At 57.9% G+C, this 21,586-nt stretch carries 22 protein-coding genes and 2 pseudogenes; 14 read left to right on the forward strand and 10 right to left on the reverse strand.

The annotated features are described in order from the left end of the window. Positions 1-45 precede the first annotated feature (45 nt). Positions 46-822: an exodeoxyribonuclease III gene (xth, locus tag ASD46_RS08530; protein ID WP_060642088.1), complete on the reverse strand. Its 777-nt coding sequence runs from the start codon at positions 820-822 to the stop codon at positions 46-48. 10 nt (positions 823-832) lie between these two features. Continuing rightward, positions 833-1,009, reverse strand: coding sequence for a hypothetical protein (locus ASD46_RS27450; protein WP_010974312.1), 177 nt, complete (start codon positions 1,007-1,009; stop codon positions 833-835). Between the two features lie 199 nt (positions 1,010-1,208). Here ASD46_RS27450 and ASD46_RS08540 point away from each other — a divergent pair, with 199 nt between their 5' ends. The 6 genes from ASD46_RS08540 to ASD46_RS08565 all read left to right on the forward strand — a co-directional run bounded on the left by ASD46_RS08540 (position 1,209) and on the right by ASD46_RS08565 (position 5,268). Beyond that, a complete protein-coding gene (locus ASD46_RS08540; protein ID WP_060642089.1) occupies positions 1,209-2,108 on the forward strand; it encodes a Ku protein in 900 nt (299 codons plus the stop codon). A gap of 12 nt (positions 2,109-2,120) precedes the next feature. Next, the gene (locus tag ASD46_RS08545; RefSeq protein ID WP_060642023.1) at positions 2,121-2,933 is read left to right on the forward strand and encodes a Ku protein; all 813 of its coding nucleotides are present in this window, start codon (positions 2,121-2,123) and stop codon (positions 2,931-2,933) included. Further along, positions 2,930-3,961, forward strand: coding sequence for a non-homologous end-joining DNA ligase (ligD, locus tag ASD46_RS08550; protein WP_060642024.1), 1,032 nt, complete (start codon positions 2,930-2,932; stop codon positions 3,959-3,961). Before ASD46_RS08545 ends, ligD (ASD46_RS08550) begins: the two co-directional genes overlap by 4 nt. A gap of 173 nt (positions 3,962-4,134) precedes the next feature. Beyond that, entirely contained in the window at positions 4,135-4,611 is a 477-nt protein-coding gene (locus ASD46_RS08555) for an Hsp20 family protein (protein ID WP_060642025.1), read from the forward strand. Positions 4,612-4,682: 71 nt separating this feature from the next. Further along, the gene (locus ASD46_RS08560; RefSeq protein ID WP_060642026.1) at positions 4,683-4,982 is read left to right on the forward strand and encodes a DUF982 domain-containing protein; all 300 of its coding nucleotides are present in this window, start codon (positions 4,683-4,685) and stop codon (positions 4,980-4,982) included. A gap of 10 nt (positions 4,983-4,992) precedes the next feature. Further along, complete coding sequence (locus ASD46_RS08565; RefSeq protein ID WP_060642027.1) at positions 4,993-5,268, forward strand: hypothetical protein; 276 nt, start codon at positions 4,993-4,995, stop codon at positions 5,266-5,268. 26 nt (positions 5,269-5,294) lie between these two features. Here the strand turns inward: ASD46_RS08565 and ASD46_RS08570 are convergent, their stop codons facing one another. From ASD46_RS08570 to ASD46_RS08585, 5 genes are all read right to left on the reverse strand, one after another. After that, positions 5,295-5,714, reverse strand: a complete 420-nt coding sequence (locus tag ASD46_RS08570; protein WP_060642028.1) for a DUF4112 domain-containing protein — start codon at positions 5,712-5,714, stop codon at positions 5,295-5,297. Continuing rightward, the gene (gene ligD, locus ASD46_RS08575) at positions 5,711-8,365 is read right to left on the reverse strand and encodes a DNA ligase D (RefSeq protein ID WP_060642029.1); all 2,655 of its coding nucleotides are present in this window, start codon (positions 8,363-8,365) and stop codon (positions 5,711-5,713) included. Before ligD (ASD46_RS08575) ends, ASD46_RS08570 begins: the two co-directional genes overlap by 4 nt. 336 nt (positions 8,366-8,701) lie before the next feature. After that, entirely contained in the window at positions 8,702-8,995 is a 294-nt protein-coding gene (locus ASD46_RS26365) for an I78 family peptidase inhibitor (protein ID WP_082546156.1), read from the reverse strand. A 219-nt stretch (positions 8,996-9,214) separates the two neighbouring features. After that, positions 9,215-9,799: a flavodoxin family protein gene (locus ASD46_RS08580; RefSeq protein ID WP_060642030.1), complete on the reverse strand. Its 585-nt coding sequence runs from the start codon at positions 9,797-9,799 to the stop codon at positions 9,215-9,217. Positions 9,800-9,897: 98 nt separating this feature from the next. Further along, positions 9,898-10,248, reverse strand: coding sequence for a DoxX family protein (locus ASD46_RS08585; protein ID WP_060642031.1), 351 nt, complete (start codon positions 10,246-10,248; stop codon positions 9,898-9,900). 139 nt (positions 10,249-10,387) lie between these two features. On the opposite strand from ASD46_RS08585, the gene ASD46_RS08590 reads away from it, so the two are divergent. Beyond that, a complete protein-coding gene (locus tag ASD46_RS08590) occupies positions 10,388-10,960 on the forward strand; it encodes a TetR/AcrR family transcriptional regulator (RefSeq protein ID WP_056536345.1) in 573 nt (190 codons plus the stop codon). A gap of 199 nt (positions 10,961-11,159) precedes the next feature. Here the strand turns inward: ASD46_RS08590 and ASD46_RS08595 are convergent, their stop codons facing one another. Then, entirely contained in the window at positions 11,160-11,597 is a 438-nt protein-coding gene (locus ASD46_RS08595; RefSeq protein WP_060642032.1) for a VOC family protein, read from the reverse strand. On the opposite strand from ASD46_RS08595, the gene ASD46_RS08600 reads away from it, so the two are divergent. Continuing rightward, the gene (locus tag ASD46_RS08600) at positions 11,572-12,897 is read left to right on the forward strand and encodes a PAS domain S-box protein (protein ID WP_323455100.1); all 1,326 of its coding nucleotides are present in this window, start codon (positions 11,572-11,574) and stop codon (positions 12,895-12,897) included. The genes ASD46_RS08595 and ASD46_RS08600 overlap by 26 nt on opposite strands. Here the strand turns inward: ASD46_RS08600 and ASD46_RS27930 are convergent. Both ASD46_RS27930 and ASD46_RS08605 read right to left on the reverse strand, forming a co-directional pair. Then, a pseudogene (locus ASD46_RS27930) lies at positions 12,882-13,018 on the reverse strand (NAD(P)-dependent dehydrogenase); the annotation flags it as partial. The gene ASD46_RS08600 and the pseudogene ASD46_RS27930 sit on opposite strands and share 16 nt — an antisense overlap. Positions 13,019-13,130: 112 nt before the next feature. Then, on the reverse strand, positions 13,131-13,862 hold the full coding sequence (locus ASD46_RS08605; RefSeq protein WP_060642033.1) for an SDR family NAD(P)-dependent oxidoreductase: 732 nt from the start codon (positions 13,860-13,862) through the stop codon (positions 13,131-13,133). A gap of 81 nt (positions 13,863-13,943) precedes the next feature. Between ASD46_RS08605 and ASD46_RS08610 the strand changes: the two genes are divergently transcribed. The 6 genes and pseudogenes from ASD46_RS08610 (at position 13,944) to ASD46_RS08640 (ending at position 21,472) form a co-directional block, all read left to right on the forward strand. Further along, positions 13,944-14,336, forward strand: coding sequence for a winged helix-turn-helix transcriptional regulator (locus ASD46_RS08610; RefSeq protein WP_060642034.1), 393 nt, complete (start codon positions 13,944-13,946; stop codon positions 14,334-14,336). 469 nt (positions 14,337-14,805) lie between these two features. Continuing rightward, a complete protein-coding gene (locus ASD46_RS08620) occupies positions 14,806-15,540 on the forward strand; it encodes an ImuA family protein (protein WP_323455101.1) in 735 nt (244 codons plus the stop codon). Positions 15,541-15,602: 62 nt separating this feature from the next. Continuing rightward, a pseudogene (locus tag ASD46_RS08625) lies at positions 15,603-18,562 on the forward strand (Tn3 family transposase). Positions 18,563-18,627: 65 nt separating this feature from the next. Beyond that, on the forward strand, positions 18,628-18,915 hold the full coding sequence (locus ASD46_RS27585) for a hypothetical protein (protein WP_060642036.1): 288 nt from the start codon (positions 18,628-18,630) through the stop codon (positions 18,913-18,915). A 54-nt stretch (positions 18,916-18,969) separates the two neighbouring features. Continuing rightward, positions 18,970-20,211 (forward strand): MFS transporter, encoded by a 1,242-nt coding sequence (locus ASD46_RS08635; protein WP_156390002.1) that lies wholly within the window; start codon positions 18,970-18,972, stop codon positions 20,209-20,211. 352 nt (positions 20,212-20,563) lie between these two features. Continuing rightward, a complete protein-coding gene (locus tag ASD46_RS08640; RefSeq protein WP_060642037.1) occupies positions 20,564-21,472 on the forward strand; it encodes a helix-turn-helix domain-containing protein in 909 nt (302 codons plus the stop codon). The last annotated feature ends 114 nt before the right edge of the window (positions 21,473-21,586 follow it).

Consider the following 21,586-nt stretch of genomic DNA (forward strand, 5'->3'; position numbering starts at 1 on the left):
CCCGGCAGAGGGGCCCATAGCCAAGATGTCTGACCATGAGATAAGTTATCCCTCATCGAGTTCGATCCAGACCGGCGCGTGATCGCTGGTGTGCTCCCAGGCCCGCGCGAACTTGTCGACGCCGCAGGTCTGCAGTCTTTCCCGCAGTGACGGGCTGAGCAGGAAATGGTCGATGCGCAGCCCGGCATCGCGGGCGAAGGCGTTCCGGAAATACTTCCAGAACGTATAGATCCGCTCTTCCGGATGCAGCAGCCGAATAGCGTCCGTCCAGCCCATGGCAATGAGTTCGGCATAAGCTGCGCGAACCTCAGGCCGAAAAAGCGCATCGTCTCGCCAGCGCTCCGGCTTGTAAACATCAAGGTCGGTCGGCATCACGTTGAAGTCGCCAACTAGAGCTACGGGCACAACGAGTTCAAACAGTTCCGCCGCATAGAAATGCAGCCGCTCGAACCAGCGGAGTTTGTAGTCGAATTTTGGCCCTGGCGCTGGATTGCCGTTCGGAAGATAAAGGCAGCCGACGAGGATGCCATCGATTGCAGCCTCGATGTAACGGCTGTGACTGTCGTCAGGATCGCCAGGCAAGCCGCGTCGCGTCTCGCGCGGCTCCTGATCCCTGGCAAGGATCGCCACGCCGTTCCAGGATTTCTGACCGTGCCAGATGGCGCCATAACCTGCACGCTCGATCTCACGGCGCGGAAACTTCTGGTCCGGCGCCTTCAGTTCCTGCAGGCACACGACATCAGGTTTCGCCTCAGCGAGCCACCGGAGCAGGACCTCAAGCCGGCCGTTGATACCGTTGACGTTATAGGTGGCGAGCTTCACCGGCGTTCCGTCAGTGCTTGCGATCACCCTTGTCACCCTGACCCGGCTTCGCATCATGCTTCGCGTCGTGGCGGGCATCGGCGGACAGTGATCGCGAGACGTCGACGCTCTCCTTGAACTTCCCTTCCTTGTCCCGGCGGACATAACGTTTGTCGGTTCCCGTATCGATCAGTTCGCGCTTGCTCATGGCAGGACTCCTTTAGGGTTGGTGTCGGAGAAAACGCGCGCGACCGGGAAAAGATGCACGGGAATCAAGAGACTAGCGCAGACTCGCAAAACGAGTGGGCCTGATCGCGCTAAGTCCTTGAAAAATGATTCGTTTCGACTCGGAACAATTACATGCTGATTCGCTTGAATCGCATTGGTTGTGTCAGGAGTCCTGCGTCATGGTTGCCCCGAGAGCGAATTGGAAAGGCTTCATCAAATTCGGAGAGGTCGCTTGTCCGGTGGCGCTCTACACCGCGGCTTCATCCTCGGAACGGATCGCTTTCAACACGCTGAACCGCAAGACCGGCAATCGGGTAAAGCGCGAGTTTGTTGACAGCGAGACCGGCGATCCGGTCGAGCGGGACGATCAGGTCAAGGGCTACGAGATCGAGAATGGTCAATACATCGTACTTGAGCCCGACGAGGTGGCGGCCGCCGTGCCCGACAGCGACAAGACGCTGAAGATCGACGCCTTCATTCCCTGCAACGAGATCGACGGGGTCTATTTCGACAAGCCGTATTACTTGGCACCCGACAAGATGGGGACGGATGCCTTCGTGCTACTGCGCGACGGCATGAAGAAAGCGAAAGTCGCGGCCATTGCTCGCACGGTCCTGTTTCGCCGTGTCCGCACCGTGCTCATCCGGCCGCACGGCAAAGGGCTGATCGCCACGACGTTGAACTTCGACTACGAGGTTCGCTCTTCCGAAGACGCGTTCGAGGAACTGCCCGATCTGAAGATCGAAGGCGAGATGTTGGAGCTCGCCGAGCATATCATCGGCACCAAGAAGGGAAGCTTCGATGCCCGCACATTCGATGATCGTTATGAAGCTGCCGTCGCGGAGCTGGTGAAAGCGAAAATCGAGGGGAGGGCGCTCCCGAAGAAGAAGGCGCCGGCCGCGTCGAAACCCAGCGATCTTCTGCAGGCACTCAGAGAGAGCGCCGGCATAGGTGGGATGAAGGCCGAGCCGAAACGAGCGGCTGCCAATGTCAACAAGGGCACGTCGCGCCAGAAGGCCGCCAAGCCCGCCGCTGCCAAAACCAAGTCTGCGGCATCGCAGACCCGCCGCGCGGGTTGATCGGAGGAAAACATGGCTGTCCGTCCTTATTGGAAAGGCTATCTCAAGCTATCGCTGGTCACCTGCCCCGTGCAGATGATGCCAGCGACCTCCGAGAACGAAAAGGTTCGCTTTCACACGCTGAACCGTGAAACCCAGAACCGCGTCGTCAGTCACTATGTCGATTCTGTCACCGGCAAGGAGGTCAAGGACGAAGACGAGGTCAAAGGCTACCAGCGCGGCGAGAACGAATACATCATGCTGGAAGACGAAGAACTGGAAAACGTCGCGCTCGACAGCACCAAGACAATCGACATCTCGACCTTTACGCCGCGCGACAGTGTTGAATGGATCTGGCTCGACACGCCCTATTATCTGTCTCCCAACGATCCTGTCGGACAGGAAGCCTTCTCCGTCATCCGCGACGCGATGGAAGCCCAGCACATGGTCGGTATCTCGCGGCTGGTGATCTCACGCCGGGAACGCGCCGTCATGCTGGAGCCACGCGGCAAGGGTATTGTCCTTTGGACCTTGCGCTACGGGGATGAAGTCCGTGACGAGGATACCTATTTCGTAGGCATCGACGACGACGAGACGGCGGATTCCGATATGATGCCTTTGGTGCAGCAGTTGATCAAGAAGCAGACGAAGCATTGGGATGCGAAGATGGTGATCGACCCGGTGCAGGACCGGCTGCTCGATATCATCGCCGCCAAGAAGAAGGCGATGAAGAAGCCGGCAAAAGCCAAGCCGCAAGCGCCGGGGAAAGCCACGCCAAGCAACGTCATCAACATCATGGATGCCTTGAAAAAGTCGGTCGCCGCCGAAACCCGGTCCGGCAAATGAGCAAACGCGCCAAACCACTCCTACTAGATGACAGCTTCACCGCCAAATCGCAGCCGCGCCGAAAGCGCGACCCGGCTCAACCGAATCTTCCGTTCGATCCAATGCCAGCCCGGGTCGAGCCGTGCCTGGCGCTCCTGAAGGCTACGCCGCCGACCGGCCCTGACTGGGCCTATGAAATCAAATGGGATGGCTACCGGCTCGCCATCCATATCGAGCCGAAGGGCGTCCGCATCATCACCCGCGGTGGCCACGATTGGACACATCGGTTTCCAACGATTGCGGCGGCGGCAAAAGAGCTTGGAGTCGGGACGGCCATCCTGGATGGCGAGGCGGTGGTTCTCAATGCGCAAGGCCGTTCGGACTTCGGAGCGCTTCAACGTTCGCTCGGGGGACGCGGCGGCAAACGAACCTCTGCCGAGTCCGTCCTCTTTGCTTTCGATCTCTTGTATTTCGACGGACATGATCTGACGAAGTGCGAGCTGTCGGTCCGCAGGCATCTTCTGGCAGACCTCCTCGATGGTGCGGTTGGCGCGATCCAGCTTTCCGAGGAGGTGCAGGGTGACGGCGCCGAGCTCCTCGAAAACGCCCGCTCGCTTGGACTGGAAGGTATCATCGCCAAGCACCGCGATAGGCCGTACCGTTCAGGTCGCACCGGCGACTGGCTGAAGATCAAGTGCATTCAAAGCGAGAGTTTCATGATCGTCGGCTACGAGCAGTCGGCGGTTGCTCGCGGTGGGATTGGCAGTCTGCTGCTCGCCGCCCGTCGCGGACACGACTGGGTCTATGTCGGCGCCGTCGGCACGGGCTTCAAGGAAAAGGATGCGGCGTATCTGAAGAAGACCCTCGACAAACTGAAGACGAGGACGCCGGTGGTGCCGCTGAAGGGTAAGAACTATGTCTTCGCGCAGCCGACGCTGATCGCCGAGATCGAATTCCGCGGCTGGACCGACGACGGTAATCTGCGTCATGCTTCCTATAAAGGCTTACGCGAAATTCAGGATAATGCTGCAGTCTACGAGCTCGACTGACCTGATGTAGGCGGCCGTTGCGACTTCCGAATTTTTTTCTAGCGACGCTCTTGAATCGGAAATTCTCAAAAACCAAATCGATTGTCGCCAGCTGCTGAGGACAGGGCTGGCCTCGCTGGGAGCGCCGCTTTTCGGCGCTTCCGTACCCATGTTGCTTCAAGGAGGATATGGCTATGGCAACATCTTACGACTATGCACCCCTCTTCCGCTCGACCGTCGGCTTTGATCGGATTTTCAATCTTTTGGAAAATGCCCAGCGCGCTCGCTCGATCAGCGACTGGCCGCCTTATGACATCGCCAAGACCGGCGATGACAGCTACCGGATTTCGATTGCGGTGGCGGGCTTTGCCCAGGATGACCTCGACGTCACCTTCCAGTCCAACCTTCTGACCGTCACGGGCAAGAAGCAGGAGACTGCCAATGACGACTACCTGCATCGCGGCATTGCCGGCCGGCCCTTCGAACACCGCTTCGAACTGGCCGACCACGTCCGCGTAAATGGCGCCGATTTGAAGAACGGTCTTCTCTCAATCGATCTCGTTCGTGAGATCCCCGAGGCCCTGAAGCCGCGGAAGATCGACATCCAGACCAACCCGGCCCTCGTGCAGCCGACCGCTCCGGTGCAGATCGAAGCGCAGAAGGCCGCCTGACCGAAACTTTGGTGAAGGGCGCCGCGCGCAGCGGTGCCCTATCAGACATCCGGGTTGAGAGGAGAGAGACAATGAAACCCGATATGTTCGAACAACCTGTTACCATCCTTGTCGGCCTTGGCTTTCCGGCTGAGGTCCGAACCGTGATGGATGCCTACCGACATCTTGCTGAATGGCCAGGATCGTCGCGCGACACTGCACATTCAATCGCGCTGAAAGCGTGTAGCGCGGCACTGCGCGGCGAGATCGAAGCCGAGACCGCGCGCGGCCTGTTTGCCGCCTTCGCTGAGAAGCACGATCTGCTGGCGCCGGAAACCAATGCGATCGCCGCCTCCAGTCGCCAGCGTGACAAAGATCCGCACGTTCGCTAAGGAGGCCGACATGCACGAGGTTTTGCAGCAGGCCGCAAGCAGCGCCGCTGCGATGGGTCCGACGGTCCTCCTTCAGGGCATGCAGATTGAGCGGCCGCTTGACGTGGTGAAAGCGACCGCACTCTCCGCAGACGACAAACGGACCATCTTAGCCTCATGGGCCTCGGACTTCTACGCGGTCGACTCCAAGCCGGCGTTCCGCCATATCCCCGGAACACCGCAGCCGGTTTCCATAGATGAGGTTAAGGCTGCCCTCACAGAACTTGATCGGCGTTACGGATATTGATTGCGCCTACCGGCCGAACCGGCCGTTTATTCACGTGTCGGTCGGTTGCGATCGAGATCTGAATGGTCGAGACCGAAGTGCTCCAGAACGAGATCAAGGTTACGGCGGTTGGATTTGAAGTAGACGTCGAACAGGTCACCGACCAACGGAACGCTCCCGGCCGCCGCATCGAAACCGATATTGACCAACATCTTTACGAGCTTGTCGTTCGGCACCCCCACCCGTCGCGCTTCGTTGACGATGTAGAGGCTGATCGCCGCGCCGGCGAAATCGCCGAGGCCCGGGACCAATCCGATGATTGAATCCGCGCCGAACGAGAAGTGGGTCCCGGGAATGCGCAGTGCCGTATCCATGAGCCGCGCCAGCCCGCGCATGCGACGAAGGCGGATCAGGTGGTCCGTGTCGCGGAATTCCACACGCTGGCTACGCGCTCGGTTGTGCGTCATGCCGCCGCCTTCGTCATCTTGCCGAGACGTTTGATCGCCTGCTCCAGCGAACGCTGTCCATCGCAATAGTCTTGCCAGGCCGTCGTCTTTGCCAGGAGTGCGGGCACGGTGCGGATCGTGAAGCGTTTCGGGTCGAGATCCGTCTTCACCTGGCTCCAGGTGAGTGGCATCGACACCGTGGCGCCGGGGCGGGCACGTGGCGACAACGGCGCGACTGCTGTCGCCATCCGGTCATTACGCAGGTAATCGAGGAAGATCCGGCCATTGCGCTGGTTCTTCGCCATCTTGATCAGATAAAGCTCAGGGTTCTCGCGCGCCATTTGCAGGCAGACATCGTGCGCGAACCCTTTTGCCTCCGGCCAGGCCAGCTTCTTACCCTTCGCCACCGCAAGCGGCGTGACGACATGCAGCCCCTTGCCGCCCGTGGTCTTGCAGAAACTGACGAGGCCGAGTTCTTCCAGCCGGTCGCGCATTTCCCGAGCGGCTTCGACGACGGTTGCGAACGGGACATCCGGACCGGGATCAAGGTCGAAGACAAGACGGCCTGGCACCTCCGGCTGGCCCGGTTCGCAATTCCACGGATGCAGCTCGACACCACCGATCTGGGCAATGGCGGCAAGGCCCTCGACTCGATCGATCTGCAGATAGGGTTTCTTGTCTCCAAACACCTTCACCAGTTCGAGCAGGTTCGAGGTTCCCGGCATCGCATGCCGCTGGAAGAATTGCTCGCCGCCGATGCCATCCGGCGTTCGGATGATCGAGCATGGCCGTCCCTTGATATGGTTGATCAGCCATGGACCAACGGCTTCGTGATAACGGGCCAAATCTTCCTTGGTTACCGGCTCTCCGTCATTGGCATCGGGCCAGAGCGGCTTGTCCGGGCTAGAGATCATCACGCCCATCACCTCGGCCTTGGCATTCTTGCCGCGTCCTGGTCTTGATGGCTTTGTCACGGCCGGCGTCGGCGTGTCGGTCTTTGCCGGCGATGCCGGTTTTTCCGCCTCGACCTCGGCCGCAGGCTTGTCTTCGCGCAAACCCTTGAACGCCGCCTGACGCACCAGTCCGTCCGCTGTCCAGCCGGCGAACTGGATTTCGGCGACCAGTTCGGGTTTGACCCAGACGATGTTGGGATCCTTCTTCGGCGCGCCAATTCCGGTAAACGGTGATTTAGCGGCTTCGATCTCGCGGAGTCTTGGCAAGATCGTATCGACCGTTTTGGCACCGTAGCCGGTTCCAACCCGGCCGACATAGACGAAGTGATCACCCCTGAAGACACCGACCAACAGGGAGCGGAACTTACCGTTGGTCTTGGCATAGGCGCCGATGACGACTTCATGGCCAGCGCGGCACTTGGACTTCGCCCAGCTCTCGGTACGGCCCGATTGATAGGGCGCGTCGGCCTGTTTCGAGACGATGCCTTCCAGCGACAGCTTGCACGCCGATCTGAGAACGGCATCGCCACCGGTTTCGAAATGTTCGACGAAACGCAGGCGTGGGTCCTCGCCGGCATCATCAAGCAGTGTCTGCAGACGTTCCTTGCGTTCGGTCAACGGCAGTTGTTGCAGATCCTCATTGCCCTCGAACAGCAAATCGAAGGCAAAGTAGACCAGTTCGTCGGTCTTGCCTTCCGACAGTGCGGCCTGAAGTGCTGCGAAATCCGGCGCGCCGTTTTCATCGAGCGCGCAGATCTCCCCGTCGATGACGGCATCAGACAAGTTTGCCGCCGATGTCGCAATCGCCGGATACTTGGCCGTCCAGTCCAGGCCCTTACGGGTCTTCAGCGTCACCTCGCCGTTTTCGATGCGCGTCTGGATGCGGTAGCCGTCGAACTTGATCTCGTGGATCCAGCCATCGCCTGAAGGCGGGCGATCGAGCGTTTCGCAAAGCTGCGGCGCAATGAACTCCGGCATCGTGGACTTTGCCGGTTTTTTCGCTGCTGGCTTTCGCTTTGTCTTCGTGTCCGCGGCCCGTTCCTCCGCCGCAAGCCCATGATTGCTGTCCCAGACGGCATCCGCCTGAACGTCGCCGCTCTGCACCATGAACGGTTTTGGCTTCCTGCCCTTTCCCGCGGCGATCGCCTCCATGGTTCGGCCGGATGCAACGGAGGTTGCATTGTCCTCAAGGATGGCAGCGCCATTCTCTTCGACTGAGTAATCGTCGTGATGCTTGATCAGCAGCCAATTTGTGCGCTTGCCGCCGTCGCGATCGTTGCGCATCCGCACCAGCACGAAACTGCCATGCAGCCGCTCACCTTCCAGCGTAAACTTGAAATCACCCTTGGCCAGCGCCTGTTCGGGCGTCTTGTTGCCTTCCGGCTCCCAGTAGCCGCGATCCCACAACATCACCGTGCCGCCGCCATATTGGCCCTTGGGGATCGTGCCTTCGAAGTCGCCGTAGTCTAACGGATGGTCCTCGACCTCGACAGCCAAACGCTTGTCGTGCGGATCGAGTGATGGCCCCTTCGTGACCGCCCACGACTTGAAGACGCCATCGAGTTCGAGCCGCAAGTCATAATGCAGCCGCGTGGCGTCGTGTTTCTGAATGACGAAGCGCCTGCGGCTCGACGCCTTCAGTTTCGCAGCGCCGCTGGGCTCCTGCGTCTTCTGAAAATCGCGCTTCTGTTTGTAGGTCGAGAGCTTATCGCTGGCCATGGCAGTCCCCGGTACAAATCCGCCTCCAACGTCGAATGACGAGAGAGTTGAGGCGCGGCCGGACAGGTAGGAAGCTCGACTGCCGTTTCGTTGGCCGCAAGGAGAAACCGGAAAAATCCTCGCGTTCATCATCCCTATCACATCCGGTTGACACGGCACGCGACCTCGGAACTGAGAAGCATCCAGCCCGCATTTTGTTCCAAATCAGCGTGTTAAGACGCCGCGACGGAAACACGCCGCGCGTCAACTGACCTGCTCGACCTTCAGGATGCTGAAAAGACGCAAAGGTCGATAACCCGCGCCAACCGCTTTAGTTATGTTTCTCTCGTCCGATTTCTATCCACAGATCGCCCCCACCACGCGGCCTGAGGTGGGATCGGTCTCTAAGGTTACCCTGTTGTCTCGGTAATCATGGGTGACGGGTTGGCCGGGGGCGATCTGGCGTACGATGGTCACTCCAGTTCTTCGCTTGGCTTCCTCGTCGGTCGGCTTTGGTTGCCCATTAAGTGCCCGTGCAGCTACGGGATCGCACCGACCACTAGGGACTTCAGAGCCTGCGGAGCAAGCCACCAAAGCCGGGAGCGTGCCGAGGAAAACCAGAATAGTCGTAACACGCAGAGCAGATTTCATTGGCTTTTGCCTCTTTCGATCAACGTCAGATTGTGTCTTTGCATTGCCGCCAGCTAACTTCAATATGAAGTCGTTCTGTCATCGAAAGCGTTTTGATGTACCCGACGTATTCGAGATCGGCTACACCGTTTCGGCGGCTCTTTAGACTTGTCGCGAGCCGCCGGCATACCCGCATCCGTGGGGCCCGGGTGCAACGACATTGACCCGAAAGCCTCCTTGTTATTCATCCTGCGTTGCTTTGTACTGCCGAGCGACGCTCATAACCCGCGCGCCATAGAGACGTGCTGTTTCGAGATCGCCCGAGGACATTTCATCCGGGGCGGCGTCAGCGTCCGACTGCGTCATCGCGCCAATATATGAACCCATGCGGTTCGCGTCATCGCGCTTAGACGCTTTCACGTTCGATGGTTTGATGCCGAGGCTCACCCATAGGCCACCATGTTGCCCGGAAAGAAGGACAAAGTATTGCAGCGTGTTTAGCTTGTCGCCATTGAGGCTGGCGCTGTTGGTGAAGCCGCCAAAGACTTTGTCCTGCCACTTCGCGGAAAACCACGGCTTGGAAGATGCATCAGCGAATTTCTTAAATTGCCAGCTCGGTCCGCCCATGTAAGTCGGCGAGCCGAAGATGATCGCGTCGGCGGCATCCAACGCGGCCCATCCGTCGTCAGAAAGGTTGCCCTCGGCGTCAATCGCAAGGAGCTTTGCGCCAGCACCTTCCGCGACGGATTCAGCCATGCGGTGCGTATGGCCGTAGCCGGAATGGCAGACGATAACAGTGCTTGGGACGGAACTCGATGTGGTCATGATTGGCTCCTTATCCCATGGTTATGCGCCTCGCTGATGGAACTCAGCGCGGTTCGGATTAGTCGTTGCTGTGATTGAGGCTGGCGGTTTCCGCGCAGCTAAGATGAGAACTGGACGAGAGCTGCGATGATTAGTAGCAGCAGGAACACCGATGGCGGCGGGATATGGCGGAAATCGCGGGCCCTGATGATAGCGATAACGGCCGCGACCATGATGCAGGCTCCAAGCGCCACGCCGAATGCGAAGGTTTGCCGCAAGACCAACAGAACTGCCGTCAGGAATTCCAAGATTGCGGTGATCCAACACCACCACGATGGAAATCCGTAACGAACGAACTCTTCCCGAACAGCCTTGCTGCCGGACGCGTTGATGACCGCACCGAGAAGGAATGCGGCGGCGGCCAGGAGCGTCGCCGCATTGCCGACTGACAGCGATATGAAGTTGAACATTGGACGATCCTAACGGTGACACCCGCGAGCGATGCGGCGTCAATAGCGTCATAAATAACTATAGCACTGCTAGAATGTCAATCGTTGCTTAAGATTATTTGTGCCGCTATAATGCTTTGAAACGAATGAAGGTGAAGTTGTGGGCATAAGTGAACGCAAAGAGCGGGAGAAGGCCGAGCGAGAGCAGCGGATCATCGGCGCGGCAAAGATGCTTGCCGAAAAAGACGGATGGGCTTCGGTGACTGTTCGTCGACTTGCTCAGGAGATTGAATACAGTCAGCCCGTCCTGTACGCCCATTTCGAAAACCGCGACGCGATTGTCGGGGCGGTCGCTCTGGAAGGATTTGGGGAGTTAGGGCCGGTGCTGCGGTCATCGGTTCGCCGCGGCGCGAGTGCGGCGCAAGCAATGGAAGACGTTGCTATGGCCTACCTGGAATTCGCCATTGAGCGGCCGGCTTTGTACGAAGCCATGTTCGTCCTTCCGAGCGGTCTGCGGTTTGCAAAGTCCGATACACCTCAGTCCTTGCGCGATACATTCGGAGCCATGATGGCTGTCGTTGAGCCATTTTGCGCAAACGCTGAACTCGCCACCGAGGCTTTCTGGGCTACCCTTCATGGTCTAGCGGAGCTTGAGCGCCATGGACGGATCAGGACGGCGTTTCGCAAAGAGCGAGTTGCACATATCGTTGATATGTTTGCGTCTAAGAGTTGACATAGGAATACGCGAGACGTTTCCACACAGGCATCCCGACTTAAGGTCATTTGCGAGGTTTGCTGGGCTTCCTCGCACTTTTCCAAATGATCATATGGCGCATTCGCAGACTCAATTGTAAGCTGCATGAGATCGAGGCTACCTGTTGGCGCGCGGTCTCAACGGCCCCCGGACAGTGGCTTTCCAAACACATCTCTGCTTATCCGAGTTCCTCGGCAAGGCCGATGAGAAGACCTTCGGGTCCGCGGATGTAGCAGAGCTTGTAGGCGTTCTCATATCGGACGACATCGCCGACAAGCTGGGCGCCGTGCGTGCGCAATCTCTCAACGGTCTCTTCGACGTCATCGACTGTGAACATGGCTCGCAGATAACCAAGGGAGTTCACCGGAGCGTTCCGATGATCCGCGACGACCTCCGGTCTGAGGAAGCGTGAGAGCTCCAGCCGGCTGTGGCCGTCCGGTGTGCGCATCATGGCGATCTCGACGTGCTGGTCGCCCAGACCAGTGACGCGACCGGCCCATTCGCCCTCGATCGTCGCGCGACCTTCGAGTTCGAGGCCCAGCTCCTGAAAAAAGTCTATCGCCGCTCCAAGATCTTCAACGACGATCCCGATGTTGTCCAATCGCTTTACCGCCATGTCGGCCTCCTCCGGTTTTCGCACCGATTTTCTTCCAGACGTAGATGAACCATCGGTCCTGACATCACTATCAAAATCTTTAGGGAATCTATTCGGATGGGTTTCCCCCTTACGAGACTTCGTGCTGTTATTGGTGACGTTTGCCGAATATGATCGGCGCTACGCCAGGTGGCTTGACCGTCAGGCGTCCAAAAATACTTTGATTGACGGGGCCAAGATGTCTATTTCCGATGATCAGCAATGCGAGGACCAGGCGAAGGGCCCGCGACAACTAGAGGCTGACATAGAAGCTGCGCAGGCGGGACATATTGCTGCAGCTTTTCTTGCAGCGATCGTCGAATCCTCCGACGATGCGATCGTCAGCAAGAGCCTCAGCGGCGTTATCACGACCTGGAATAATGGCGCCGAGCGTCTTTTCGGCTATGCGGCGAATGAGGCCATCGGAAAGCCAATCACGATCGTCATTCCACCGGATCGCCTCGACGAGGAACCAGCCATTCTCGCCCGCATCCAGGCCGGCGAGCGCGTCGATCACTTCGAGACGATACGACGACGCAAAGACGGTAGCCTGATCGATATTTCTCTCACCATCTCGCCTATTCGGGACGGCAACGGAGAGATCATCGGCGCATCGAAGATCGCCCGCGATATCTCAGAGCGCAAGCGAGCTGCCGAGCATCAGGAACTTTTGCTTCGGGAAATGCATCACCGGGTAAAAAACCTATTCGCCATTACCGGCAGCATCATCACTCTTGCGGCTAGGACGGCAAAAACGACTACCGATCTCGCCTCGGGGTTGAAGGACAGGTTGATGGCCCTGTCCCGGGCGCATGAGATGACATTGCCGAGCTTGAACGCTGAGGCCGCGACCGGCACTCCACAGACGACCCTGTTCCGGCTTTTGTCCAATATTCTCGCACCCTATGAGCGGGAGGGTGCCACTCGTTGGCAGCTGACCGGAGATGACATCGATGTCAGCGGCAACAAGATCACAAATTTCGCGCTGCTGTTCCATGAATTCGCAACCAACGCCGCGAAATATGGTGCGCTGTCCGTCGAAGAGGGGAAGCTGGATATCGCAGTGACGGTGAAGGGCGAGATCCTGGAGATAGTCTGGCTCGAGAGCAACGGTCCTCAACACTCCACGTCGGAGACACGTTCGATCGGTTTTGGAAGCCGGCTTGAGCAGATAATCGGAAAGAGTCTCGGGGTCGATATCTCGCGCGAGTGGATGCCGAATGGGCTCTCGATTCGACTGTCCGTCCCCCGCGGCGCTATCAGCGATTCATCCGGAAGATAGGCGATGGCGGCATCGGCGCCCCCGGGCAGAAAAGCGATTGCTGCGGCACGGCCGATGCCTGAATCGACGCCGATGACGAGTGCCTTCCGCCTGTGAGCTTTCCCGCCCCGCGATAACTCTGAGCGCAACCGGCTTGCGATCCTCGGCTTCGATAAGGTCGATCACCTCCCTGGCATCCGCCTCTTGGTTGTACCCGACCTATTTGAGATCGGGTACCCCGTTTCGGCGGCTCCCTAGACTTGCCGCAAGCCGCCGTCAACGCATAGTTCAGCGCCGGCGATGTAGCTCGCGTCATCGCTCAACAAGAACAAGGCGGCCGCAGCCACTTCTGAAGGCCGTGCCATACGACCCATCGGAATCGGAGCAACAATTGCCGCGCGAGTGTCTTCCGCGACAGCTGCCATCATGTCCGTATCGGTGGGGCCGGGTGCAACGACATTGACGCGAATACCTTTGGGTGCGGGTTCTGCCGTCCAGGTTCTGGCGTAGGATCGAACGGCCGCTTTGGTTGCGCAGTAGGTTCCGTAATCCGAGTAGCCGGCGTTCCCGGCTATGGACCCGACGAGGACGACCGAGCCGCCTTCTGTCATTGCGGGAAGAGCTGCCTGGAGGCCGAACACCATCCCTCGAACGTTGACGTCGAAGTGGCGGTCGAAGTGCTCCGGCGTTATCTCGGCGATCTGCGAAGGCTCGGAAAGACCTGCATTCAAAACAAGGGCGTCGATACGACCGTAGGCTTTGCGCACTTTCTCGACAACGACGATCATGTCTTCCGGAGAGCTTGCGTCAGCGAGAATGCCGACCGTGCCATTGCCGATGCGTTTGGACGCCTTGTCAGCATCTTCAGCTCTACGACTGGTGATGAAGACAGTTGCGCCTTCGGCAGAAAGTCGCTCCGCAATCGCCAGCCCAATACCCTTCGCGCCGCCAACAACCAGAGCCACTTTGTTGTTCATTCGAGCCATCGTAAATCCTTTCACTGAATGGTCTCGTCATGATATACGATGGATATCTGATATCAATTACGCACCTGGAATAGCCTAGATATGGACGAGTATACCGACCTGGAAGCCCTCTCTCATAGCGCACTCTGCAACATGCCGCAGGTTCGCCCGGTGCTGGACAAGATCGCCGATAAATGGACGATTATGATCCTGACAGTGATCTGTCCGAAACCAGCGCGCTTCAACGAACTCAAAAGGCGTCTCGATGGGATCACGCACAAGGCTCTGGCCGACGCTTTGAAGAGGCTTGAGCGGAACGGCCTTGTCACGAGGACGGTGCTCCCAACGCAGCCGATCGGCGTGGAATATGCAATCACTCCGCTAGGCCATTCCCTGCGTGAGCCGTTTGAAGCACTGTGTGCGTGGGCAGCAGCCAATGCCGACAAGGTCGAGGCGGCCACGCAACACTACGACAACACCGGAAATCGTCGTTGACGGCGTCGCTGTGTCCGCTCCTAGCTCTTCAGAGACTGAGGTCTTGGCCCTCTTCGGCCCAATCAGCCATTCAGGAAGAGATTGGTAGCGGACCGTTCTTGGGCGTCGCCGATGGAGCCTAAATCGATAAAGCGCCGATCGCCAGTCACACAAAATTTGAGGGAGAGCTGAGTTCGAAGCAACTGTATCTGCATAATTGGGACGATGCGCTTGTCGTGTCGCAACCCCGCGTTTCGGTCCGCAAGGAAACCGGGGGTATTGTGATTAAATGAGTCGATGGAGTTACTTGGCTGAAATCCGCCTAGACCTCTGATTCGTCTCATCATTTGCGTGACATCGCTTTAGCGGAACCTAAATTACCGCCCTGAGACCGGCTTGACTCTTTCAACGGGGCGGAACAAAAGAGGAACGTCAACAATTTTCGGGGACGTGAAGTCCATGCAACGCGAGCCGGGGAGGTCCGTGAACGATGTCGCGCACCACCAGCCCTCGGGTCATCGAGGAACTCAGAGATCGTATCGCCCACCTTGAGGGGAGTGCGGCGAAAAAGGCCATCGTGCTACCCTTCGGTATCAGCGAGATGGATGAGCGGCTGCCAGGTGGTGGCCTGCCTTATGGTGCCCTGCATGAGATTGCGGGTGGCGGCGCCGGTACGGTGGACGGAGCCGCGGCTGCATTGTTTGCCGCCGGCATTGCCGCGCGCTCGAAAGGCAAGGTCCTTTGGTGTCTGACGAGACCTGATCTCTTTTTCCCCGCTATCGCCCAAGCAGGCCTGCATCCCGATCGCGTGATCTTTTGCGAGGGTGACAAGGAGGAAGACGTCCTTGCTTCCATGGAAGAAGGGCTTTCCTTCGGGGGATTGGCAGCAGTGGTCGGGGAACTGGTTCGATTGCCGATGGTGGCATCCCGGCGGCTGCAGCTGGCTGCTGAAAAGACAGGCACCATGGGGCTCGTTGTCCGCAGGTGGCGGCGACAGACGGAGGCGTCGGACTTCGGCAATCCGACAGCCTCGACGACACGATGGAGGGTAAGCGTGCTGCCGTCGGAGGCGTTGCCAGTCGCGGGCGTTGGCCGCCCAAGATGGGGTCAGAACAAGAGCAGTCCGAAATCGTACGCTAAGGCCGAACGAAGCATGAACAATGCCGTAGTTCTGATTTTGGATGTTCGATCTCTGTGGATTGCCATCGATATTCGCTGGTTTTGATTTCTCTGTCCGGCCCGACTCGACAACGCTAAGCGCAGATTGGTTATGAATGGAGTCGGGCTATGGCAAAGCGCAAGCTTCTCAAAGATCAAGATCGCCGAAAGCTTGTCGATATCCCTGTCGACGAGGACAGCCTATTCCGACACTACTCATTGTCACCGGCCGATCGCCTAGAGATCGAACTGCGCAGACGCAATCACAACCGACTTGGCTTTGCCATTCAGCTATGTCTGATGCGATACCCGGGTCGAGTGCTGGGGGCAGAAGAAATTCCGCCACGCGCCATGCTTAAATATGTTGCTGATCAGATCGGCGCCGCCCCGGAAGCATTTTCGCTCTATGCACGCCGTGAAGAAACCCGTCGGGATCACACAGCACGGCTAATGATGTATCTGGATACGAGAAGCGCGACGCTGCAAGATCGCCGCGCCGCGCTATTGTCTGCAATTCAGGCGGCGGCGACGTCCGACGACGGTGCTGCGATAGTTAGTTCGATTGTCGCCGCGTTTCGTGAACGCGGCGCTCTTCTATCGAACGGATTGGCCTTGCCGGCCGTGCGATAGCTCGCCGTCGGGCAGAGACAACTCTGATTAAAGACGTTCCGCTCGATACGCTCCGATCATTGGACCGGCTGTTAGAAGTGGACCCGTCGATCGGCCAGACGCGCTTCCATTGGCTACGCTCGGCGCCAGAAGCGCCAGGTGCGTCGAATCTGGTCGGGCTGACAGAGCGGATAGCCTTTCTGCGGCGGCTGGAGATCGATCCGACGTTACAGGCGCGCATATCAGCAGGACGGTGGGACCAGATGATCCGGGAGGGTAACGCAACCCCGGCCTGGCTTGCCAACGACTTCAATGCCAGCCGTCGCCAGGCTCTGATTGTGGCTCAAGTCATCAAGCTTTGCCAGAAACTCACGGACGAAGCGGTGACGATGTTCATCAAGCTGATGGGTAAGTTGTTCTCGCAAGCCAACAACCGAAAGAAGCAGCGGCAGATGGACTGCAGAGCGAACACCGCCAAAGCGCTGCGCATGTTTCTCGATACGATCACCGCCCTGCAGTCCGCCAACAACAATGGTCGGAATGCAATGGTTGTTCTCGACCAAAGAGTCGGCTGGGATCGACTGCTTCGGATGAAGCCTGAGCTCGAGTCGATGGTCGACGACAACGAGGCGCCGTCGTTGACCGTAGCAGCCGAGCAATATGCGACCGTCCACAAATACACTGGTGCATTCCTTCAGGCATTCACGTTCCGCTCGGCGCTTCGCCACGATCCACTTCTAGCGGCAATTGCGCTGCTTAAACGGCTTCATGCCGAGAAGCGACGGACGCTCCCTGATCGCGTCCCGCTCACCCACCTTAGCCAAACTGACCGGCGGCTCATCTTCGAACGAGAAAAACCTGATCGCCGTCTCTACGAGATCGCAACGCTCGCTTCTTTGCGAGACCGGCTTCGATCTGCGGAGATCTGGGTCGACGGCAGCCGATCTTTCCGGCCCATTGACGAGCATTTGATGCCGCGAACAACATTCATCACGTTGAAGGAGGGGGATCGTCTCGGATTAGGCGTCCAAGCTGATGGCGCGCAGTGGCTTGCCGAAGCGCGTCAGATGCTCGACTTCAACCTGCAGCGTCTGGCGCACAGGGCACGATCCGGAAAGCTCGAAGGAGTTCGTCTTGAGGCCGGAACGTTGATCATCACACCAACTGCCAGCGAAATCCCTGTGGCCGCCGAGGCACTGAATGCCGAGATCAGCGATATGTATCCGTTGGTCGAGGTTCCCGACCTGTTAAGGGAAGTGCATGAATGGACTGGCTTTGCAGATTTATTCACGCATGTTCGCACCGGCGACGTCCCAAAAAATGTTTCTGCCATGCTGGCTGGTGTATTGGCCGATGCTACGAACCTTGGCCCCAAACGAATGGCGGGCGCCTCCAAGGGGATTAGCGCTCACCAGATTGGGTGGATGCGCACATTCCACGCCCGATCGGAGACATACCGCACGGCTCAAGCGTGCATCACCGATGCCCACACCCAGCATCCGCATTCGCGCCTTTGGGGCAATGGCACAACGTCGTCGTCCGATGGCCAATTCTTCCGTACGAGCGACCGGGCTGCAAAGCGCGGGGACATCAATTTGCATTACGGTAGCGAGCCCGGATCGAAATTCTATAGCCATCTGTCAGATCAATACGGCTACTTCAGCATTTTGCCCATCAGTCCCACCGAGAGCGAGGCGGCCTATGTGCTCGATGGGCTATTCGATCAGGACACTGTCCTCGACATCCATGAACACTTTACTGACACAGGCGGCGCGAGTGATCATATCTTCGGGCTCTTCGCCTTGATCGGAAAGCGGTTCTCACCGCGACTGCGCAACCTCAAAGACCGGAAGTTCCACACGTTAGAAAAGAGCGGTGCATATCCGGCGCTGTCGAACCACATCGGCGGGCCGATAAATACCAGTCTGATACTCGATCATTGGGACGATCTGCTCCATCTTGCAGCGTCGATTACGACGCGGTCCGTGGTGCCGTCTACGATCCTGAAGAAGCTTTCTGCGTCTCCGAAGCAAAGCCATCTCGCGAAGGCGCTCCGCGAACTCGGTCGGATTGAACGTTCGCTCTTCATGATCGAATGGTACTCAAGCCCGGCACTACGGCGGAGATGCCAAGCCGGTCTCAACAAAGGCGAGGCCGCCCATAAGCTGAAGCGCGCTGTCTTTTTCCACGAGCGAGGCGAGATCCGTGATCGGTCGTTCGAGAGCCAGGCATTCCGCGCTTCAGGGCTCAATCTCGTCGTCAGTGCAATCGTGCACTGGAATACGGTCTATCTTAATCGCGCGGTCACACAGCTGAAACGAGCGGGACGAGACATTCCTGATACTCTGTTGAAGCACATCTCGCCGCTGAGTTGGGAACATATCAACCTTACCGGCATCTACACCTGGGATGCCGAACATCAGATGCCCAACGGATTTCGACCGCTCCGCCTTCCAGCTGGGCTACGGCGGGCCGCATAAGTTCTCATTCCGTTCGCCCTTAGCGTACGATTTTGCACTCCTCTTGTTTTGACCCCCTGAAGGCGATGCTGATTGCGGCCCAGGTACGCGCGGCAGACAAAGACGCCCAGATAGCCAGTAAGGAAGAGCATATCGCTCGCAAGGACGAGCGGATCGAAAGGCTTGAGAAGCTCGCACTGGCAGCAGAACGTGGCGCTCCCCAATGCAATCGGGGCAGTTACATGCAGCCCTCCGCGCAGCGCGCCTATCCTTCGCCGGCTTATGGATTAGCCGCGTCGAGCTCTTCAGAATACGCGATGATGCGGCGACAAAATTTTATTCGTCTAAATACTGAGACTAATATTGACCCGTGAGACATTGATGTGATCTAGTCTTATTTTCGTCATAAGGTCAAAAAGGGGAACAAAATGACCATGGACACCGCGTATCGTGAGGAAGTGATCTCGAGTCCAGGTGAGGTTGATGGAAAGGCAAAGAAGGCGATGCTGGGTGCCGCCATCGGTTATGCGATGGACGGGTTCGATCTGCTGATCCTGGGCTTTATGTTAAAAGCAATTTCGAGCGACCTCTCCCTAAGCCAGGGTCAGGCGGCATCGCTCGTTACCGCAACGCTCGTTGGCGCCGTCATCGGAGGCGTCCTATTCGGCATGCTCTCCGACAGACTGGGCCGCGTTAAAGTTCTTACCTGGACCATCGTACTTTTTGCCATCTTCACTGGACTTTGCGCCCTTGCACAGGGCTATTGGGACCTTCTTTTCTACCGGACGATGGCCGGCCTCGGCCTTGGTGGTGAGTTCGGCATCGGGATGGCCTTGGTGGCCGAGGCCTGGCCGGCAAACAAACGCGCCAGAGCGTCATCCTATGTCGGTCTGGGGTGGCAACTCGGTGTCCTGGCAGCGGCGATAGTGACGCCAATGCTCTTGCCTATGATCGGGTGGCGCGGGATGTTCGCGATCGGGATTTTTCCGGCTTTCGTTGCCTACTTCATTCGGAACTCGTTGCATGAGCCGGAGGTCTTTGTTGCGAACAAGGCAACAAAGTCTACAAAGTCGTCGCTGCGACTCCTCGTAGCCGATTGGGGCACCACAAAGCTGAGCATCGGCATGGCTATTCTCTGCTCAGTTCAGAATTTCGGATATTACGGCGTTATGATCTGGCTTCCGAACTATCTTGCTACTCGATTTGGTTTTGCACTGACACAATCGGCGATCTGGACGACCGTGACGATTGCGGGGATGGCGCTGGGCATTTTTATGTTTGGTCACATTGCAGACCGGATCGGTCGTCGTCCTGCCTTCTTCGGGTACATGTTCATGGCCGCTGTTATGGTCGTGATCTACTCGCAATTGACCGACCCATATGAATTGCTGGTGGCAGGTGCAGTTATGGGATTCTTCGTCAACGGAATGCTTGGCGGTTACGGTGCCCTTATCAGCGAGCTTTTTCCGACCGCGGCCCGCGCTACTGCACAAAATGTCCTCTTTAATGTCGGACGCGGTGTCGGTGGATTTGGTCCCGTCGTGGTTGGCACTATTGCTTCGTTTTACGGATTTGAACTGGCGATCGCGCTGTTGGCGACGTTGTATATTCTCGACATGGTCGCCATGTGGCTCCTGATCCCGGAACGGCGCGGACGTGAGCTTTCCTGACGATTGAGCGAGCATCAACGGCTGCAAATTCGACACCCTGCCGCAGAACGCGGCAGGGTGAACCCGACTGGCAAGCGGAGCGAAATGCTGAAATGATGCCGCCCATGCGGCGTTTTCGGCGCAACAGGAAGATGCATTGATTTTTTTCGCAGCATAATTCCCGCCTGCCCGTCACTGCAAAGTTCAACGGTCGTCCCATCGAGCGATTGCTTGGCGGTATTTTATCGGGGGGTCTAGAAGTTTAGATTTGTATAAATACCATGCGGGCATTGTGGCATGTTGCCCCGATCCTTCCGGTATGCGAACGGTATCGCTCATGTATTAGTCTTTGAAAGTTGGCGGCGGCATCAGGATGACTGACGAAACTGCATATGATGATGTAATTCGGATCGAGGAGATTGGTGCGCGATTGCAGGCCTATCGTATCGGTCACGGTCTTTCGCCGGAGGAAATGGCGAAACGTCTCGGCATTTCCCGTGCCGCCCTTTATCGCGCGGAGAAAGGGGAGATTCTCAAGATAGAGCTGCTCGTCAGCATCACCAAGGTGTTGGGCGTTTCTATCCAGAGTCTCCTTGGCGTTGACATCGAATATATTGACACCGCCGGCTCCTTCTTTGAGCGCATGCGTCAACTGGAGGAGAAGAGCGAGCAGATCATCGGTTTTTTTGGCCCGATCTCTTATCTGCTGACCTCCGAAGTCTACGATGAGATGCTTCAGGAGGTCTTCCTCGATACAGCTCCCATGGATGACGCGACCAAAGACGCAATCCGCCGGTTGATCGATACGTTGAAGGGACGAAAGAAAAACTACCGATTGCGCCGGCCTTTGCTCGTTAGCCTGATCGCCTCCTCAGATCTTGAGCGTTTCCTTCTCCATGGGCTGATTGGTCGCCAGGATTTGCCGGAAGAAGTTCAGAGGCGCCGCCGTGTCATGGCATGCCGGGAAGTGCGCCACATCAGCAGCCTGTTTCGAAAGCAGCCCCTGGGGGTGCAACTGGGGATTCTTCCGCAATCGGTCCCCTCGACCAGCTTCCAGATTTTTCGTCAGGCCGATCACTCGGTGTTGGCGATCAGTCCGTTCCGTTTGGGAGAGCAGCCAAATATTCGCGTCGGGGTCGGTCTGATAACTACCTCTCAGGACGGCGTGCGACTGCATGAGGACATCTCACGTCAAATGTGGGAGCAGGCGCTGAAGGCGACCGAAGCGGCGGACTTCATCGATAATCTGATAGCCAAATACGGTTTGGACGACGACCGGTAGGGTCGAGTGGAACCTCCGGTCTTTCGACGACGACGCGTCCCGCGCGGGTTGCTGTCGCGGGGTGGTTTGCATCAGCCACTGTAGTTCTCCGGCGGCTGATGGTCTGTGGACAGA

The sequence above is a fragment of the Rhizobium sp. Root491 genome (assembly GCF_001427205.1).
GTDB classification, from domain to species: domain Bacteria; phylum Pseudomonadota; class Alphaproteobacteria; order Rhizobiales; family Rhizobiaceae; genus Agrobacterium; species Agrobacterium tumefaciens.